We start from the raw sequence: 16,635 nt of genomic DNA, 5'->3' as shown, positions 1-16,635 counted from the left end.
TTCAGGAAGCGCCATGGAAAACAAAAATTCTGGGTCATCTCTTAGTAAAGCACTCAACATGCTGAACCACGTTTGCACTTCACCCGTACCACTGAGGTTTGCGGAACTGGTCGAACTTTCCGAGCTTCCTAAAGCCACCGCTCATCGTCAATTAAACACATTACTTGAGCATGGCCTAGTACGCTTTGATGAACACAAGCAAGCCTATTATCCGGGTTATGGGTTGCTGGCTCTCGCACATCGTACTTGGGCTAATTTAGACATTCGCGACGTGGCAGCCGCCCCGATGCGAGATTTATGGTCAAGCACACAAGAAACCATCCACCTCGCGGTCTTAGATGGCGCAGACGTGATTTATATCGACAAACTGGAAAGCCCTAAAAGCTTACGGCTTTATTCGGCGGTGGGAAAAAAAGGCCCTGTCTATTGCACCGGCGTTGGTAAAGCCATGTTGGCGTTTTTACCTGATGATAAACAAAAAGACATCATCGATCATCAAGCCTTTTTCCGCCACACAGAGCATACTCTAACCACGCCAGAAGCCCTAAAAGTCAACTTGGCACAGATTAGAGAAAAGGGAATCTCCCTCGATTTAGAAGAGCACGAGATGGGCATAAAGTGCGCAGCGGCACCCATTTTCAACTCACGCCATGAAGCCGTGGCAGCCATCAGTGTTACCGCTCCCGCTTTTCGCACCAGCGATGATGTCTATGAGGCCATGAAAAACCAAGTAAAAGACGCCGCCAACGCCATATCAAAACGCCTTGGGGCGTGTGATTAACCCATCATTACAAGAGAGAAAAATATGGCCACCGGTTTATTAGCACTGCTTGATGACATCACCACACTGCTGGACGATGTCGCGGTTTTTTCTAAAGTAGCGGCAAAAAAAACCGCCGGCGTCTTGGGTGACGACCTTGCGTTAAACGCCGAACAAGTGTCTGGTGTTAAAGCAGACCGTGAATTGCCCGTGGTCTGGGCCGTCGCCAAAGGTTCTTTTTTAAACAAATTGATTCTCGTGCCGCTGGCATTAGCCATCAGCGCCTTTATCCCTTGGCTAATCCAGCCCCTATTAATGGCTGGCGGCCTGTATCTGTGTTTTGAGGGAGTAGAAAAAGTCCTTCACACATTTAAAGACAACCATGAAGAAAAAGAAAACCTAAGAAAAAACGTCAAACAGGCGAACTCAGCTGCAGAGCTAGTTGCATTGGAAAAAAGCAAAGTGAAAGGCGCGATTCGTACCGACTTTGTGTTGTCAGCCGAGATTATCGTTATTTCCCTTGGCACCGTGGCGGAGCAAAGCTTATTAACACAAGCTGTTGTTGTTAGCTTCATTGCTTTCGCGGTGACCGTTGGTGTGTACTTGTTAGTCGGTTTAATCGTTCGTCTTGATGATATTGGCCTACGCCTACATCAATCGAGCAAATACTTGGTTAAACGATTTGGTCTGGTGATATTAAAAGGCGCTCCCATCTTGATCCGACTGCTGTCGATTGTCGGTACCATTGCCATGTTTTTAGTGGGCGGCGGCATTTTTGTTCACGGCTTACCCACCTTACATCACCTTGCTGATATGGCCGTGTCTGGTGAAATTGCCCAAATTCCACTTGTTACAAGCTTAATAAACACAGGCATTAGCTTCTCAGTTGGCTTAATTCTGGGGGGTGTTGCTGTTGCTATTGCGTCTCTTTTCAATAAAAAGAAAGCCTAAGAACACTTAGGCTTGTCGTGCAGACAAAATAAACTCGGCGAGTTCGGCAAAACCCAAGCCGCCGGGTTGCGTCGTCTGATAACGAGGATGGTGACGCATAATCGACAAATGCTCGGCAATATTCGCCACCCCGACACTCAGCGGAAAACGCGCAAACATGCTTTCATCGTTAGGTGCATCACCAACGTAAAGCACTTGCTCTTGCTGCTGCGCGTCACTTAATCCATACACCTCGCCTAACACGCGCTGCGCCATAGAAAATTTATCGTAACCTTGAGAGCACACGTTAATATGGATCGAACTTGCCTTCGCATTTAAGCCCAGAGCAATGAGCGCCGCCAAACACGCCTCTTTATCTGCTATCGCAGCTGGCTTCACATCTTGCGCATAATCGATCGCCACATCGGTAAGACGATAGGCCTGATCTCGCGCCAAACGCAAACGCGGAAACTGCCTTAACACCTGATTCACCTGAGCCAGTAAAAGCGCCTGTTCCGCTCGCATCGCTGACTCTTCTCGCCAGAAAGAATAGGTCAAATGACGGTCTGCCGTTCTACCAATAAAGCAGGCACCACCTTCAGTAATCACGCCATCCACAGGCAAGGCCCTAGCAATCATGTCTGACCAACCAGCACAGCCACCGGTGACTGGAATCACTTTAATACCATTGGCCTGTAACCGTGCCAAAGCCTGCAAAGTATCGACGGGCAATTGACCTTCCCACGTCAGCGTGTCATCAAAGTCCGTTAAAATAAATCGTAAGTTTTGACAGGCGTTGTCCTCTAAAGCAGACAAAGGCTGCGCAGAAAAAGCGGATATCGACATATTCGTCCTACGAGCAAAGTTTAATATGAACACCATGAGAGGTGAGTAATTGGGTTTGCGACTCGGTGAGTGCATCACTAAAAAACCAATCAATCGATGAAAAGGGCTGCACTCGCGCCATCGCTTTACGCCCCCACTTGTGTTGATCCGCCACCAACAAGCTATAACGACTTTGCTCCACCAGAACGCGACTTACCGCCGCCTCTTCTGGGTCAAAATCTAATATTCCTTGCTCTTCATCCATGCCACCACAGCCCAATACGCCATAATCAAAATAATATTGACGCAACCCATACAAGGTCTCTTCGCCGACCAAATCATGGTGTTGATGACGCAATTTACCGGCTAATACCCGCACACGAATATGCGGATAATTCCCCAAAATACTCGCGACCGTCAGATTATTCGTGAACACCTGCAAATCATGGTGAGAAACCAAGGCTTTTGCCACGTACTCCACCGTTGTACCAATGCCCAAAAAAACCGACGCACCACTCGGAATCATCTGCGCTACTTTCGCCGCAATGGCCTGTTTCGCATCACTGTTCAAAAACTGACGATGATCAAACGGCAGATTTTCGGTACTAGAAACCGGGGCAATACCGCCATGGGTACGACGAACTAAATGACGCTCAGCCAGCTGATTGATGTCTTTACGAATGGTTTGTGATGACACATTGAAACGTGCCACCATCTCCTCCACTAGCAAAGCGTCTTCCTGCTGTACCCAGTTTAAAATCTGATTTTGTCGCTCGTTTAAACTCACAAAACAACCTTAATGCCACAAAGTATGGTTATTCCGACAAGAACGCGAACTTCGTCGGATCGTCGGTAATAACGGCATCCATGCCCCACTCCCAATGTGCTTCCACTTTTTGTGGATCATTGGCGGTATAACACAGCAATTTATACCCCGCGGCTTTCACCGCACGCGCTTGCGCTTCGGTCAAACGGGAGTAATCACAATTCAGACTGTATGCTTCAATACCTGCAAGCTGCTCTTGCCAATCGTCTGGAATCTCTTCATACAAAGGCGCAAGATGGCGCTGAGGATCAATCTCGTAACACAGCTCTAACGCCGCCAGATTAAAACTGGAAATCATCAACTTGTTGTTGTCTCCCCAGTGATCACGCAACATCGCCATCACCGCTGGTACGATATTTTCCACATCGGCGCTGTCGTGTTTAATCTCAAGATTCAAACCCAGATTCAACGACTGAATGCATTCCAACGCTTCCAACAAGGTTGGCACTTTCTCGCCCGCAAACGCATCAGAGAACCAAGACCCTGCATCCAATTCCGCCACTTCGGTTGGACGCGCTTCACGTGTCACACCCGATCCATTCGTGCAACGATCAAGGCTGTCATCGTGGAAAATGATTAACCCACCTTCGGCGATCAAATACACATCAATTTCCACCCACGTCGCACCCACATCGGCCGCGGCACGAATCGACGCCAAGGTGTTTTCTGGCGCCAATAATGCCGCCCCTCGATGACCCATTACTTTTGTCTTCAAAATATCCTGCTTCACAAGCGTGTCATTTTGCATACCAATCTCACAATCTCTGTTGAGTTACTGCGTCGAATAAATGCCAGTATTGAGCTGGCGCCTTGAGCCACATAAGGCTATTAATATCCGGTAAATGCGGTCCAGAAAGACGTACCACCATAGCGTCGCCTTGACCAGAGGTCGTTTCCACCTTACCGTGAATTAACGTCTCGGCTCCTAACGATTCTACTGCCTGAATACGCAAAGCGAAATCGGCATTATGCTCGTCACTGACGTCTAAATGTTCAGGACGAATCCCCCAGACAATCGCCCCTCGGTGCGGATGAGACAATGGTAGAGTTAATTCATCGGATACCGTGATGCCTTGCTCAGTCAAATGAGCATCAAGCAAATTCATCGAAGGCGAACCAATAAACGCCGCCACAAATGGCGTAGCCGGTTTATTGTACAAATCCATTGGTGTACCGATCTGTTCAGCCTTGCCTTTGTTCAACACCACCAAGCGATCTGCCAAGGTCATGGCTTCTACCTGATCGTGGGTCACGTACAAGGTCGTGGTGCCTAACTTACGCTGCAATTGACGAATTTCAACACGCATCTGCACACGCAACTTTGCATCTAGATTCGACAAAGGCTCATCAAACAAGAACACTTTCGGATCTCGAACCATGGCACGTCCCATGGCAACACGCTGACGTTGACCACCGGATAACTGACGTGGTTTACGCTGCAGCAACTCCGTTAACCCCAACATAGCCGCCACATCACTGACTTTTTCCGCAATCAGGTCTTTTGCCATGCCTCGATTTTTCAAACCATAAGCCATGTTGTCATAGACCGTCATGTGTGGGTATAAGGCATAGTTCTGAAACACCATCGCAATGTCACGGTCCGCAGGCTCTTTTTCATTCATACGCTCGCCACGAATGCGCAGCTCGCCTGTGGAAATACTTTCCAACCCAGCAACCATACGCAGCAGAGTAGATTTACCACAGCCAGAAGGGCCAACCAACACAATAAACTCGCCTTCTTCAATCGATAAATCGACGCTTGGAATCGCGTGATAACCATTAGGGTAGGTCTTGCCCACTTTTTCTAAAATAACGTCCGTCATGACTACTTCTCCGAATCCACTAAGCCTTTTACAAACAGCTTCTGCATACCAATCACTACCGCAACCGGTGGCAACATCGCTAATAAGGTGGTGGCCATAATCTGGTTCCACGCAATATCACCGTCTGTTACTGACAACATGCGCTTAATACTCATTACCAAGGTGTAATAGGCATCGTCTGTGGTGATCAACAAAGGCCAGAGGTATTGATTCCAACCGTAAATAAACAAAATAACAAACAACGCGGCGATATTGGTTCGAGACAAGGGTAACAAGATGTCAAAAAAGAACCGCCATGGCCCAGCACCATCCATCCGAGCCGCTTCGACTAACTCCCCCGGAATGCTCAAGAAACACTGACGAAACAAGAAAGTCGCTGTCGCACTGGCAATCAGTGGCAAAGTTAACCCCGTGTAACTGTTAAGCAGATCCAGATTCGCCACCACCTCGTAAGTCGGCACAATGCGCACCTCAACGGGTAACATTAGGGTCATGAAAATGATCCAAAAACACAGGTTTCGAAATGGAAAGCGGAAGAACACAATGGCGTACGCCGACAACAACGAAATAGCAATTTTGCCAAAGGTAATGCCCAACGCCATAATCAGGGAGTTCAGCATCATAAACCACACTGGCACGTCGACACCGTTACCGGCTTTGTCGAATAGCACAGCGCCCCATGTTTCTGCGCCAGCATCACCAAACCACAGAGGAATATGCCCAACACCAAACGCCGACGCAGGATGAGTCGAGGCCACCAAGGCCATCCACACAGGCAATGCCACCAAAGCAATCCCCGTCAATAACGTCGCGTGGCTTACAAAGGTTAACCAAGGTCGATTCTCGATCATGAGTACTGCACCTTACGCTCAATAAAGCGAAACTGAATGACCGTCATCAGGCCAACAATGCCCATCAACACCACAGACTGCGCCGCCGATCCACCAAGATCCAAGCCAACAAAACCGTCATCAAATACCTTATAAACTAAGGTCGTCGTACTTTGCCCTGGGCCGCCTTTGGTGGTCGCATCAATCACCCCGAAGGTTTCGAAGAAAGCGTACACAAGGTTAACAACCAACAAGAAAAACGTCGTCGGAGACAACAACGGAAAAACAATGGTCCAAAAGCGTTTAAACGGACTCGCACCGTCAATCGCTGCCGCTTCAATCAGCGAACGCGGCACGGCTTGCAAACCCGCTAGGAAAAATAAGAAGTTGTAACTGATTTGCTTCCAAGTGGAGGCTATCACCACCAATATCATCGCTTGGCTACCATCAAGATAATGGTTCCAATCGACACCCGCAGACTTCAACCACAAGGCAATCGGCCCCATGCTCGGATCAAATAAAATCCACCACAACACACCCGCCAATGCCGGTGCCACCGCGTACGGCCAAATCAATAAGGTTTGATACGCCAACTTGCCGCGAATCACCCGATCCGCCATCACCGCCAACAACAAGGCCACCGACATGCCCACAATGGCCACAGAAAAACTGAACACCAAGGTGGTTAAAATAGATTGGTAATATAAGGGGTTTGAAAATAAATCAGCAAAGTTTTCCAAACCAATAAATTCACGACTCAGACCAAACGCGTCTTCTTGATAAAACGCTTGCTCTAAGGCTTGCTCAGCAGGCCAAAGAAAGAAAATGGCGGTTATCAGCAACTGGGGCAAAAGCAATAACCAAGGTAAACCCTTTTGGGGAAAGGTAACTGTCATCGGACAATCCAAACAAAAGAAAAAGACAAATAAAAAAACACACCATCGCAGCAATAAAAAGTGCCCTCACGCATGACACATGAGGGCACTGCTTTTATTTAATCATTCGCTTTTTCAAAACGGCGAAGTTGCGCATTACCACGCTCAACCGCCGTATTAAGAGCCGTTTGAGCATCCACATCTCCGCTCCATACAGACTCTAATGCTTCATCAATGATGCCACGGATCTGTACAAAGTTACCCAAACGCAAACCCTTAGTATTTGCCGTAGGCGTGCCCGTTGTCATTTGCATGACACCCGTTTCTGTACCTGGGTTTGCTGCGTAGAAACCTTGTTCTTTGGTCAAATCATACGCCGCCTTAGTAATTGGCAAGTAACCTGAAAACTGGTGCCAATCCGCTTGTACAGACGCTTTAGACAAGTAGCTCAGGAAAGACGCCACACCTTTGTATTCTTCTTTAGAATGGCCTTGCAATACCCACAAAGACGCACCACCGATAATGGTATTAGAAGGCTGCTGCACCTTACCTTCCCAATAAGGCAACTCGGACACACCGAAATCAAAAGTCGCATTACGCTTGATACCAGCGTAACCCGCTGACGATTCGGTAAACATGGCACATTCTTGGCTGTAGAACTTCGCCGCACCATCGTTGGTACGACCAGAATAACTAAAAATGCCGTTCTTTTGCCATTCGCCCATTTTCTCAATGTGAGCCACTTGCAATGGACCATTGAATGTGAGCTCGGTTTTCACTCCCGCAAAACCGTTTTCCAACGTCGCAAACGGCACGTTATGGCGAGCACTTAAGTTTTCTAACTGAACCCAAGACTGCCAAGCCGTGGTGAAACCACACGTCACACCCGATGCTTGTAACTTTTTAGCCACACTTTCGACTTCTTGCCAAGTTTTAGGCGCTTGATCGATGCCCGCTTTTTTGAACAAATCTTTGTTGTAATACAAAACTGGCGTTGAACTATTGAAAGGCATGGAAAGCATCTGCCCTTCGCTGTTGGAGTAATAACCGGTAACAGCGCTTAAATACACACTTTCATCGAATGGCTGACCTGAGTCTTTCATCAACTGATACACAGGATAGATCGCGCCTTTGGCCGCCATCATACTGGCTGTACCCACTTCAAATACTTGTACGATAGCTGGCTGTTGCTTAGCGCGGAACGCCGCAATCGCCGACGTCATGGTTTCCGTATAGTTGCCTTTATAAACGGGCTTAACTTCGTAATCGCTCTGAGAATCATTGAAGGCCTTCGCCATTTCATCAACCTTCTCACCATTGGCACCACCCATAGCGTGCCACCACTCTATTTGTGTCGCCGCAAAGCCCGAACTTGCCATAGCCAACCCAACAACCACCGACGCTAACTTCAAATTATGCATTTCCGTGTTCCTCACAATGAGTTTTTATTAGAAAAGAAAGAACCACTATAGAAAGAAAATATTTCACTTTGATGATAGTTAGGTTTCATTTGAAATACAATTACCATTCAAATGAAACTTTTAGCGGAAAAAGAGTAGATAAAAAGGGGGAAATAGCTGAGATGAAAGCCTAATAGGCAAAAACGAAAAGGCGATAAAAGGTCAATTAGATAGGAATTAACGCAAAATTTCTTGATTGAGAGCAATGACCAAAGCACCGAACTCCTCTCTCAAGGCTTGATAACGATTAGGCAACTGGCCACTGCTGCTTTGTATAGTCAATCCTTCCATTTTAGCACTCTCTCCTAAGGAAGCCATTTTGTAAGTATCATTATTAACTTGTCTTGTGAAATAGGTTTTGCAATATTTAGCAATAAAGAATCGAGAAAAATACCGAGCGGCGCTTGTTTAAGAAAAAGATAGATGCTGCAACTGCCAAGCCATGAGTAGGCTAAATAATCGTTGAGTAACCTAGCGAAATCACAACAGCCAACCACACCAAGGCTAAAATACCCCATCGTAGTTAAGGCGACGACCGTCATCACTCCCATCATATCCACTTGCTACATCATAGATGGTCTAAGCATAGCCAAAACAACGAGTTTTGAAGATTTAATATTGGTTACGTTATGTAATAAAAGAAAGTGAATGAAGCACAAGGAAACCGTCTACAGAGAAACCTAAACTAGAAAGGAGAGCATAACATTTGCAGCAAAAACCGCCAAATTTGACGCTAAGTTTTTATAAAATGTACATTGTACGTTGCAAAAGGCATGATTAAAAAAGATCGATAGTAGTAGCCTCAAGTCTCCATTATGAAAGGAGATTTGAAATGTTCATTACCAACCTGATTGCAATACAAGCAATTTTTTTCTTGATTAGCTTTCTACTAGAAAGGATCTTTCCCAACAAACAGTGGCAAACACAAAAGGGGTTTAGCTCCATGCTGTGTTTCTTAATGAGTATTGGCGCAATATTCGCCCAAATAATGTTTTTTGGGTGGATAAATATTGCCGGAATAGGCATAGAAATAAATGAAGACCCCCTTATAGAAGGTATAATCTTCTATCTTATCTATTCGCTTGTTAACTACTGGGCTCACAGAGCAAAGCACGCGATGCCAACAGCATGGAAATATCTACATAAAATGCACCACAGCACTTCTCACATGGACAGTCGCGTGGCATTTTATAGGCACCCATTAGAAATGGTGGTAAACACCGTCATATTGTTTGCATTGGGTAAAATTATTTTGGATGTCAGTGCCAATGCCGTCGCAATGGCTCTAGTGATAGAAGGCATATTAGAAACCTTCCATCACGCCAATATTAAACTGCCTCGCTGGATACGCCCACTTGGCTATATTATTCAAATTCCAGAACAGCATATTATCCACCACCAGAAAGGGCTGCATAAATACAACTACAGCCCGTTAGCCCTTTGGGATTTAATTTTTGGCACATTACGATTCCACCACAGTGGCTTTAACGGACTAGGATTTAAAGACTCAAACAAAGCATGGCCATATTTACGATTCGACAAATAGGAGAACATCATGGGAACCCAAGAGAAGGAAAAAACAGGCGTTTCATTTGATTTAAACATTACCACAGAGTACCACGCTGTCGGTGTTGAGGAGCTTGAAGAACAACTCAGAAAGAAAATCACCGAGTTCACCTCGAGCAGCAGCATCATTAACGGCAGAAAACGCAAAGGAAGCTATCGCCTATTAGCGGAGTATACGGATATAAGCCAAGCGTACATTCACCAATTTCATAGTGAAAAGCGAGCTATCTGTATCACCAATATGAACAAGCTCGCAAACTACTTTGGCGTAAAGTACGTTGTTAGCAACTTCTAACGATATTTTTTGTATATTAAAGTGTACAAAAATTGACAAAAAACAAAAACCGTTCAATATAGGGGATCAGATAAAAGGCTAAACGAGGGTGGAGCCTGATGAGAAACAACAAGGTGCGTAATTTGATTAGAATGTCTTCGGATATCATAGATCAAAAAACAACGGTCACGAGCGAACAAATTAGCTCGTTGTTGGCATGTGTTGTTGAAGGTATGGAAGACTCTCAAGAAAGCCTAGTTGTCGCATTGCAAGAATCTACCTAAAAGGCTCCTCTTTCATGAGGGGCCTTTTTATTTGCACCCTAACCTGCAACTAAGAAAAGGAAATCTATATGGAACGTATTCAAATACAGCTACTCGCAGAAAAAATTCTCGGACTTACTCCAGACCAAGCAGACGCATTGGTCGATAGCGGCGAAGATTACGACACCCCGCTTAAAGAACGCTTTGGTGTCGACCTAGAAACCTTTGGCAAAATAGCCAATGCCCTTATCTCACTAACACCTATCATTCAAGAACCCAACACAGAAAAATTCGTTCATGCTTTTATCGAATTTCAAAACGGGCAAGGCAAAATACTGGCCAAAGAAGCTATTGATAAATAACCTTTCTCAAAATAAAAAGCCTTCATGAGGGCTTTAAGGTATTTTTTCGTTATTGGTGGAGTTTGGGCTTAAACGAATCGTAGTAGACACTTTTGGGTTATCGGCTTTCGGCCAACCACGGCTGTGAGCCGCTACAATATTGGACAAAACTTCACTTGCAGGCTTAGCGCGTTTGAATTTGTGGTCAGATCAAAAACTAATCTGTCAGGGGGCAGCGTTATGCATGCCCTTCAAACCCTCAGTGCAATCAAGTAGATATGTAAACCTAGTTTCTTGATCTGACCCCAAGACTTAAAGGCTGCTTTCTAAAATTTGGAAAGGCATGACATTTCAGCTCTAATTGCTTGGTGTGAGAGGCCTATACAGCATCAAACATAGTCACTTTTTGCTTACCTGTAAAGTTACTTGTCACTAGGCAGGATACTGACTTGCAGCTAGTGTACACACATTGTCTTTGCTCTGTTGCCCACAGAGGCGGTCTGCACAGGTGCTTTAAGATGAGTTTGGAATTTTGAAATGCTCAATGACGAATACGTCAAAATGCAAAAATGAAGAGTAAGCATTCGGGAAAAGTTGGAAATATTACAATGGTGCCCAGAGACGGAATCGAACCGCCGACACGAGGATTTTCAATCCTCTGCTCTACCGACTGAGCTATCTGGGCAAACAAGAAGAGACCGGTTTTATGGATAAGAAACCGATTTAACCAAAAAAAAGCCTGCTAAAAATAGCAGGCTTTTTATTTGATCATGGTGCCCAGAGACGGAATCGAACCGCCGACACGAGGATTTTCAATCCTCTGCTCTACCGACTGAGCTATCTGGGCAAGTGGGGCGTATTATAGAGAAACCTTTTTAAGGGTCAATAGTTTTTTTGAAAAAAAATTAAAAACTTAGTTTCTTCTGTTCCTCTGGTATTATTCTCCTTATATCAAGGAGATAAACCTATGCTGCATGTTGTGCTTTACCAACCTGAGATTCCACCCAATACGGGCAATGTTATTCGTTTATGCGCCAATACTGGCTTTCATTTGCACCTGATCGAGCCTCTCGGCTTTGATCTAGACGACAAGAAGCTACGTCGGGCAGGGTTAGATTATCATGAGTTCACTCGTTTAAAACGCTATCCAGACTTTCAATCCTTTGTTGATCAGAACGAGATTGCCACGATTTACGCTCTAACCACTAAAGGCAGTCGTACGCACAGCGAAGCGCGCTTTGTTGAAAACGATGTGCTAGTTTTTGGCCCTGAGACACGTGGCCTGCCTGCTGAGTTTATTGAAGCGCTACCACCAGCCCAAAGACTGCGTTTGCCCATGCAAGCCAATTCACGCAGCTTAAATCTATCGAATACTGTCGCGGTGATGGTGTATGAGTCTTGGCGTCAGTTAAATTACGCCATGCCAATCGATAATGAATAACACAGAGGTCCGATGAACTCTCTCGCAATGATGCTAAGGCGAAATAAAAATCGTCATCAGTTTCGCAAAAAAGTTCACTTGCATGAGACGAGTGATTTAAAAAAGCGCCTCGTCTTATTTGCTGGTGTCATTGCCCTACACAGCTTAGCGATGGTTTTTTTCGAAGATTTGGATTGGTGGCAAGCCTTCTGGCTGACCATGACATCGGCCAGTACAACGGGTTATGGAGATATCTCAGCCATTACTTTTTGGGGGCAGTTTTCGACTATTCTGCTAATTTATGGAATGGGGATCACTCTGCTCGCTCAAATCGCCAGTGACTATGTCGAAATCAGGCTAATACGCAAAGAGATGCGCATTAAAGGCCGAATGAAGTGGGACGATATGCAAGATCACATACTTATTGTTAATACCCCTAAATACGATGCAGAACGCTACCTAGGCTTGCTGATCAATCAAATTAGTGTCACACCAGAGTTGATCGATATTCCGATCCAAATCTTAACCACGGCCTTCCCAGAGGGCTTACCGCTGGATTTAAGATCACATGGTGTGGTACATCACACAGGCGATGCCTTAGAAGACGGCATGCTCGAGTCCGCAGGTGCACATAAGGCCAAATACATCATTGTACTTTGCCAAGATTCGCAAGAGAGCCATTCAGACAGTTTGAGCTTTGATATTCTGCATCGAATTCACGAATTACAATCGCCAGCGTTTATCATCGCGGAAGCGATTAACGATACGAATAGACCGAGATTTAAAGCCGCTGGGGCAAACGCTATTATCAGACCTGTTCGTGCCTATCCAGAAATGCTTGTACGCTCGTTAATTGCTCCAGGGACAGAGCAAGTGTTAGAAGATTTATTCCGGCACCAAGGAGACCACACGATTCGTTTGAATGTACGTTTAACGGGAGTGACTTGGGCCGAGGTGGTCACCACCCTGATCCAAAAAGACATTGGCACCGCGTTGGGCTATGTGCGTAAAGATGGTGAGATTGTCACCCACCCACAAACCTTCTCCTCCATAGAGGCTGAAGGCTTGATTATTCTAATAAACGACGATCAAGTCATTCCATCGTTAGAAGAGATTGGTCGGCTTTTTAATAAATAAACCGTTATAAAAAGCCACCGGGCTTAGACTTGCTTATCCTGCAACTTAAGCCCGATGATCTCAATTTGGTTGCCGTCCATTTGGCGAATGGTTAGGCGAATGTTACCAAAGCGCACCCTATCCCCCACCACCAAGTGCTTACCAAGCTGACGTTGTAGCAGCTCGGCGGCCGTGTCTTCAGGCGCGATGCCCTCTAGCGGCACACCGTATACTTTCGCGAGGTCGATCAGAGGCGCATCACCACGAATGGCAAACTCACCGAAGAAGTTCTGCAACAAGAAAGAGCCAGACGCTTGCTGAGAAAAAATCTGCGCGACATCGTTCACATCTTCTGGATGCAACAGCATCCAAATTCTATCCCCTAGCTGCAATACAGTATCCGCGTTCACTACGATGGGTTTTTGATCACGAACAAGCGATACCAACTGCGGTGTAGACACGGTTGCACTGGGTACATTTTGCACAATCGAAGCGGGAATACGTACTTTCTCAGTCTGCACAAGAAACTCGTACAATTCTAATGAGTGGTGCGAATCGGCATCATCAATCAAAGAAAAGCGCGTCGTTGGCGCAGGAGCTGGAGGCACGACAACTTTCAACCAGCGCGCCACCAATGGCACTGTCGACCCTTGTAGTAACAAAGAAATCAGCACCACGGTAAAGGTAATTTCAAACAATAATTCCGAATTAGACAAGCCAGCAATAATCGGATAGAGCGCCAATACAATGGGAACCGCACCTCGCAAGCCAACCCAACTAATGTAAAAGCGTTCGGGCCAACGGAAATCAAATGGCAGCAAACAGACCATTACCGCCAAAGGACGTGCAACAAAAATCAAAAATGCGGCAATCGCAATCGCTTGCCAACCATGGGTTAACAAACTGGATGGCGTAACCAATAGACCAAGCAATAAGAACATGCCAGCTTGTGCCAACCAGGCCAAACCGTCCATCACCTGAGAGATAGCGTCAAGCTGTTTAATACGCCCATTCCCAACCGTCAAGCCCACTAAGTAGACGGCCAGAAAACCACTGCCGCCAATCATATTGACACCAGAAAAAATAGCCAGACCAAAAGAAATAATGAGAAGTGCGTATAAACCTTCAATCAAAGGCACACGACGCAGTATCATTAATAGCAGTTTACCACCTAGCAGACCAAGCACACCGCCCACAGCAAATTGCTGCAGCATTTGCCCTAAGAAAGACAAAATACTCAAATGATCCGCACTTTGCAGCAAGCCCGTGAGCATTACCACCAGCAAGATAGCCATGGGATCGTTGGCACCGGATTCTATTTCCAATGTGCCGCCAACACGCTCATTAAGCTTTACGCCACTGTTACGCAACAAGCTAAAAACGGCTGCCGCATCGGTTGAACCGACCGTCGCCCCCAGTAGCAAGCCATAGATCAACTGTACATCGAGCAACCAAGCCGCAAACATTCCGACGGCCGCGGTGGTAAAGACCACTCCCAACGTAGCCAAAGACAAAGATGGCCATAAAGCCACACGGAACGTACTGGTTTTGGTTTGCATGCCGCCATCCAGAAGAATGACGGCGAGGGCAAGGTTGCCCACAAAAAAGGCGAGGCTTGGGTTGTCAAAGTCCAGTTGGCCAATTCCCTCTTCACCTGCCAACATCCCCATTCCGAGGAAAACAAGCAACAAAGGTAAGCCAACGCGTACCGTAAAAGAGCTGGCCAGAATACTGACTAACAGCAATATTCCGGCTAAAAAGATAAAACTATTTGTGTCGATAGCGGTAACACCCTATTGGTTATAGCTGACCTGTGAGCACCAGGTATTTTTCCATTAGCTGCTCTTCCGTTTCTTTATGATTGGGGTCCAAAGGAATGCAGTCAACAGGACACACTTGCTGACATTGAGGCTCATCAAAATGGCCTACGCACTCTGTGCATTTGGATGGGTCAATCACATAAATCTCATCTCCCTGAGAAATCGCTTCGTTCGGGCACTCAGGTTCACACACATCACAGTTGATGCATTCATCGGTAATGATAAGAGACATTCTTCTCTCCTAAGACCGCTGCGATATTGGCACAGGCGCTAAGCAGCAGAGCTAAATAAAACAGACATTAAATCGTTTGGTAGTGCTCTTGCAGAACACGTTTTACTTCTGGATTTACAAACTGACCAAAATCACCATTTAGAGACGCAATTTCTCGCACTAAGGTCGACGAAATATAAGAATGTTTTTCAGAAGGCGTCAAAAAGATGCTTTCAACATCCGGTGCAATCGCACGATTCATATTGGCTAATTGGAACTCATATTCAAAATCTGACACAGCACGCAGGCCACGAATCACGACTTTGCCGTTAACGGAACGCGTAAACTCGGTCAATAGGTTATCAAAACCGACCACTTCCACATTAGGCAAATGCCCCAATACCTTTTTCGCCAATGAAATACGCATTTCATGGGACAGCGCTGGGCGCTTTTTAGGGCTCGCAGCCACCGCTACGATAACCTTGTTAAATAGCTTTGATGCGCGTTCAACCAAATCCGTATGGCCGTTTGTAATAGGGTCAAATGTCCCCGGATAAACCGCAATCGTACTCATAGCTTTCATCCAAAAAATTAATAAGGGAGAAGGAAGCGGGCAGCTGACGTTTTTTTGTCCGCTCAAATTCCCGTTTAGGGGTCGCATCATATAGGAATACGCCCCTGTTCTCAATTCACCGAATAATATCCAGTATTTTTATTGCCTTATACGCAATGCCGCTGACAACACTAAATACTATAGGGTGCTAACACTTGCTTCAAAAACGAAATCGCCAGAAAGATAAAAATGGGGGATAAATCCAATCCGCCCAAGGTCGGAATCACTCGCTGACAAGCACGGTATAGAGGTGCCGTAATTTGCCCAACCAACAGAGCACCTGGGTGACTCGCCGTAGGCGCGACCCAACTCAAAATGACCGAAATAAGCATGGCCCAAAAATACAAATCCAACAAATGGTATAAGGTGCCTGCCACAGTAAAAATAGCATAGCTTACTGGTGAAATACCCACACCGTTAATCAGTACCACCAAAAAGACGGTCAGCAATTGCACACCCAATGCTAACACCAGGGATGCAGTATCCAAACGCCCAATCGCTGGAATAACCTTGCGCAAAGGCAAGACAATTGGGCTCGTCGCTTTAACGATGCCTTGGCTAATCGGATTGTAAAAATCCGCACGAGTCAGTTGAAGCACCAAACGTAACAACACAATAAATAGATAAAGGTTACAGACCACCTTTACTAGCATGACAAATGGATCCGAGTACATGTTCAATA

Annotated in this window: 19 protein-coding genes and 2 tRNA genes; 8 read left to right on the top strand and 13 right to left on the bottom strand. The window is 45.9% G+C overall.

The features are described from left to right. Positions 1–13: 13 nt before the first annotated feature. Both DK187_RS16060 and DK187_RS16055 read left to right on the top strand, forming a co-directional pair. On the top strand, positions 14–781 hold the full coding sequence (locus DK187_RS16060; RefSeq protein ID WP_111608347.1) for an IclR family transcriptional regulator: 768 nt from the start codon (positions 14–16) through the stop codon (positions 779–781). A gap of 24 nt (positions 782–805) precedes the next feature. Next, on the top strand, positions 806–1,711 hold the full coding sequence (locus DK187_RS16055; RefSeq protein ID WP_111608346.1) for a DUF808 domain-containing protein: 906 nt from the start codon (positions 806–808) through the stop codon (positions 1,709–1,711). A 6-nt stretch (positions 1,712–1,717) separates the two neighbouring features. On the opposite strand, the gene DK187_RS16050 is transcribed toward DK187_RS16055, so the two are convergent. The 7 genes from DK187_RS16050 to ugpB all read right to left on the bottom strand — a co-directional run bounded on the left by DK187_RS16050 (position 1,718) and on the right by ugpB (position 8,290). Beyond that, complete coding sequence (locus tag DK187_RS16050) at positions 1,718–2,536, bottom strand: HAD-IIB family hydrolase (RefSeq protein WP_111608345.1); 819 nt, start codon at positions 2,534–2,536, stop codon at positions 1,718–1,720. A 7-nt stretch (positions 2,537–2,543) separates the two neighbouring features. Next, positions 2,544–3,302: a DeoR/GlpR family DNA-binding transcription regulator gene (locus DK187_RS16045; RefSeq protein WP_111608344.1), complete on the bottom strand. Its 759-nt coding sequence runs from the start codon at positions 3,300–3,302 to the stop codon at positions 2,544–2,546. Positions 3,303–3,330: 28 nt separating this feature from the next. After that, positions 3,331–4,089: a glycerophosphoryl diester phosphodiesterase gene (locus tag DK187_RS16040; protein ID WP_111608343.1), complete on the bottom strand. Its 759-nt coding sequence runs from the start codon at positions 4,087–4,089 to the stop codon at positions 3,331–3,333. Positions 4,090–4,096: 7 nt separating this feature from the next. Then, positions 4,097–5,164: a sn-glycerol-3-phosphate ABC transporter ATP-binding protein UgpC gene (ugpC, locus tag DK187_RS16035; RefSeq protein ID WP_111608342.1), complete on the bottom strand. Its 1,068-nt coding sequence runs from the start codon at positions 5,162–5,164 to the stop codon at positions 4,097–4,099. A 2-nt stretch (positions 5,165–5,166) separates the two neighbouring features. Further along, positions 5,167–6,015, bottom strand: a complete 849-nt coding sequence (ugpE, locus tag DK187_RS16030; RefSeq protein ID WP_111608341.1) for a sn-glycerol-3-phosphate ABC transporter permease UgpE — start codon at positions 6,013–6,015, stop codon at positions 5,167–5,169. Then, positions 6,012–6,890 carry a sn-glycerol-3-phosphate ABC transporter permease UgpA gene (gene ugpA / locus DK187_RS16025; RefSeq protein ID WP_111608340.1) on the bottom strand — a complete coding sequence of 293 codons (879 nt, stop codon included), beginning with the start codon at positions 6,888–6,890 and terminating at the stop codon, positions 6,012–6,014. Before ugpA ends, ugpE begins: the two co-directional genes overlap by 4 nt. Positions 6,891–6,988: 98 nt before the next feature. After that, positions 6,989–8,290, bottom strand: coding sequence for a sn-glycerol-3-phosphate ABC transporter substrate-binding protein UgpB (gene ugpB / locus DK187_RS16020; protein WP_111608339.1), 1,302 nt, complete (start codon positions 8,288–8,290; stop codon positions 6,989–6,991). 871 nt (positions 8,291–9,161) lie between these two features. On the opposite strand from ugpB, the gene DK187_RS16010 reads away from it, so the two are divergent. From DK187_RS16010 to DK187_RS16000, 4 genes are all read left to right on the top strand, one after another. Beyond that, entirely contained in the window at positions 9,162–9,875 is a 714-nt protein-coding gene (locus tag DK187_RS16010) for a sterol desaturase family protein (RefSeq protein WP_111608337.1), read from the top strand. A 9-nt stretch (positions 9,876–9,884) separates the two neighbouring features. Next, on the top strand, positions 9,885–10,190 hold the full coding sequence (locus DK187_RS16005) for a helix-turn-helix domain-containing protein (protein WP_111608336.1): 306 nt from the start codon (positions 9,885–9,887) through the stop codon (positions 10,188–10,190). Between the two features lie 98 nt (positions 10,191–10,288). Further along, complete coding sequence (locus DK187_RS21135) at positions 10,289–10,453, top strand: hypothetical protein (RefSeq protein WP_162623537.1); 165 nt, start codon at positions 10,289–10,291, stop codon at positions 10,451–10,453. 68 nt (positions 10,454–10,521) lie between these two features. Next, positions 10,522–10,794 carry a hypothetical protein gene (locus DK187_RS16000; RefSeq protein ID WP_111608335.1) on the top strand — a complete coding sequence of 91 codons (273 nt, stop codon included), beginning with the start codon at positions 10,522–10,524 and terminating at the stop codon, positions 10,792–10,794. 588 nt (positions 10,795–11,382) lie between these two features. On the opposite strand, the gene DK187_RS15995 is transcribed toward DK187_RS16000, so the two are convergent. Beyond that, positions 11,383–11,458 (bottom strand) — tRNA-Phe (locus tag DK187_RS15995). 86 nt (positions 11,459–11,544) lie between these two features. Beyond that, positions 11,545–11,620 (bottom strand) — tRNA-Phe (locus DK187_RS15990). A gap of 120 nt (positions 11,621–11,740) precedes the next feature. Here DK187_RS15990 and trmL point away from each other — a divergent pair. Beyond that, on the top strand, positions 11,741–12,214 hold the full coding sequence (trmL, locus tag DK187_RS15985; RefSeq protein WP_111608334.1) for a tRNA (uridine(34)/cytosine(34)/5-carboxymethylaminomethyluridine(34)-2'-O)-methyltransferase TrmL: 474 nt from the start codon (positions 11,741–11,743) through the stop codon (positions 12,212–12,214). Positions 12,215–12,226: 12 nt separating this feature from the next. Continuing rightward, positions 12,227–13,330, top strand: coding sequence for an ion channel (locus DK187_RS15980; protein WP_111608333.1), 1,104 nt, complete (start codon positions 12,227–12,229; stop codon positions 13,328–13,330). A 23-nt stretch (positions 13,331–13,353) separates the two neighbouring features. Here DK187_RS15980 and DK187_RS15975 read toward each other — a convergent pair whose 3' ends face one another. The 4 genes from DK187_RS15975 to DK187_RS15960 form a co-directional block, all read right to left on the bottom strand. Beyond that, positions 13,354–15,090, bottom strand: a complete 1,737-nt coding sequence (locus tag DK187_RS15975; protein ID WP_111608332.1) for a potassium/proton antiporter — start codon at positions 15,088–15,090, stop codon at positions 13,354–13,356. Between the two features lie 19 nt (positions 15,091–15,109). Beyond that, a complete protein-coding gene (locus tag DK187_RS15970; protein WP_111608331.1) occupies positions 15,110–15,361 on the bottom strand; it encodes a YfhL family 4Fe-4S dicluster ferredoxin in 252 nt (83 codons plus the stop codon). A gap of 67 nt (positions 15,362–15,428) precedes the next feature. Beyond that, positions 15,429–15,914 carry a pantetheine-phosphate adenylyltransferase gene (gene coaD, locus DK187_RS15965; RefSeq protein ID WP_111608330.1) on the bottom strand — a complete coding sequence of 162 codons (486 nt, stop codon included), beginning with the start codon at positions 15,912–15,914 and terminating at the stop codon, positions 15,429–15,431. A 170-nt stretch (positions 15,915–16,084) separates the two neighbouring features. Beyond that, a complete protein-coding gene (locus DK187_RS15960; RefSeq protein WP_111608329.1) occupies positions 16,085–16,627 on the bottom strand; it encodes a YggT family protein in 543 nt (180 codons plus the stop codon). Positions 16,628–16,635 lie beyond the last annotated feature (8 nt).

It is taken from the genome of Marinomonas arctica (assembly GCF_003259225.1).
In the GTDB taxonomy this organism is placed as follows: domain Bacteria; phylum Pseudomonadota; class Gammaproteobacteria; order Pseudomonadales; family Marinomonadaceae; genus Marinomonas; species Marinomonas arctica.
Note: the sequence above shows the minus strand (reverse complement) of the source record. Positions and strands in the feature narration are given on the sequence as shown.